The following is a 1,902-nucleotide window of genomic DNA, read 5'->3' as shown; positions in this document are numbered from 1 at the left end:
TGTCAATGGCCATTGGTTTCTGCCCACGGGCGGCCAGTTGATGTGCCCGCTGGTGGCCAGTAAAACTGCCCGATGATGGCCAACAGATCTGCCCACTGAGCGGTTCGGCGGGATTGGCCATGGCTGGTTTTTGTTAGTTCAGTTGGCTGACTCCTTTCCCGGCGAGGGCCTGGGTGAGGCGGATCGAGTCGCCGCTGGTCTGGCAGACATGGGCGTGGTGCAGGAGACGGTCCACGGTGGCGGTGGCCAGGGTTTTGGGCATGAGTTCGTCGAAGCCCGCGGGGTGCAGGTTCGAGGAGATGGCGACGGAGCGTTTTTCGTAGGCGGCGTCCACGACCCGGTAGAGGCCTTCGGCGGCGTCGGTGGCCACGGGCAGAAGCCCGATGTCATCGATCACGACCAGCTCGGCGCGCAGGATTCTGGTGACGGCGCGGGTGACGCTGTCGTCGGTGCGGTGGGCCCGGATCAGGGCGCCGAGGTCCTCGAGTCTGAACCAGGCCACGCGCATGCCGGCTTCGACGGCCTGCTGGCCGAGGGCTTCGAGGAAGAAGGTTTTCCCGGTGCCGGAGGGCCCGCAGACGACCAGGTTCTCCCGCCGTGTGATCCATTCCAGGGTGCGCAGGGCCTGCTGGGTCGGGGCGGGGATCGAAGAGACCGCGGGGTCCCATGCGTCGAAGGTTTTGCCGGTCGGGAAGCCTGCTGCCTTGCGGCGGGTGGCGAGCATGGACCGGGCCCGGCCGGCGGCTTCTTCGGCGAACAGGGCCTTGATGATCTCGACCGGTTCCCAGCGCTGAGCGCGTGCGGTGGCGATCAGTTCCGGCGCCAAGGCCCGGGCGTGGGGCATCTTCAGTTGCCGCATCAAAGCTTCCAGCTCGGCCGGCAGGGCCGGGGCGGTGGTGTTCGTGGTGCTGACGGGGCTCATCGGCTCTGCTCCCTTACGGTGTCTGAGGTCGCTGCGCCCAAGCCTGCCCAGGCGCCCGTGCCCTGGGTCAGGGATCGGGTCTCGTCCGCGGCGTGGGTGGTGGTGCGTCTGATGTTCGCGTTCAGGATCGAGGCCAGGTCGCCGTGGGCGAAGCGGCCATGGAGTGCGGCGTCGCCCAGGGCCCGATCCACTGCGGCAGTGCCTGCGAGTTTGGCCAGGGTCACGGCCTCGGCCATTTTCACGTGCATCCGTGCCGTGCCGGCTGCGGCGGCTTCGGCCAGCCAGGTGGCGGCGCCGTTGCCGATGGCGAGGAACGCGGCCTCGTCAGCGGTGCGGGCTTTGGGTGTGTAATCGCCCGGGATCCGGGTCCTGGTCCCGGGGAAGTGCTCATCGTTGATGGCCGGGCTGCCGGGCCGTGCCCGCTCATGCCGGGCGACCTCAACCGGGCCACCGGGGCTGTGGTGGACGATGATGATCTGTTCGCCCGGGCCGGTGCCGTGGGAGCGGACGAACACCCTTGCGCCGAGCAGGTGCGCCGGGACGGAATACTGGGCGTTCTCGAACGTCACCATCGGGGTGTTCTCCGGAACGGTGCGGGCCAGCCCAAACGCGACCGTGTGCGCGGTATCCGGAATACGGTGCAGCCTGGGCGCTTCGTCGATGAGCACCGCGGCGGGTTTGCGCCGTGTGGTGCGATGCTCACGGTTGTTCACTTCGTCCATGAACGCCTCGCAGGCCGCCTCAAGCGCAGCGAAAGAGGAGTACTGGGTCCGAAGGTTGGTGTCGGTCGGCACCAGGTCAGCCTTGGCCAGTTTCACCGAGGCCTCGACCCCGCCCTTCGTAGCCGGGTCAGCGGGCTGGCAGGTTAGCACAGTGACCCCGTAGTGCCGGGCAAAGTCCAGGGTCTGCTGGTTGCGCACCGGTACCCCGGCGACGTGGGCGGTGGTCACGGTCTTCTCGTTGTCGGTGAGCACATACGT

General features: G+C 68.0%; 2 protein-coding genes. Both read right to left on the bottom strand.

From position 1 onward, the window contains the following. Positions 1–133: 133 nt before the first annotated feature. Positions 134–922: an IS21-like element helper ATPase IstB gene (gene istB, locus AC5RWU_RS24150; RefSeq protein WP_493986702.1), complete on the bottom strand. Its 789-nt coding sequence runs from the start codon at positions 920–922 to the stop codon at positions 134–136. After that, the coding region (locus AC5RWU_RS24145) for a transposase (RefSeq protein WP_493986701.1) at positions 919–1,902 on the bottom strand (984 nt) is incomplete at its 5' end. The genes AC5RWU_RS24145 and istB, both read right to left, overlap by 4 nt.

This window comes from Arthrobacter sp. B0427-1-12 (assembly GCF_059092905.1).
Note: the sequence above shows the minus strand (reverse complement) of the source record. Positions and strands in the feature narration are given on the sequence as shown.

Coding starts and splice junctions, on each gene's coding strand:
- istB (WP_493986702.1), bottom strand. CDS start 922: ATGAGCCCCGTCAGCACCACGAACACCACCGCCCCGGCCCTGCCGGCC.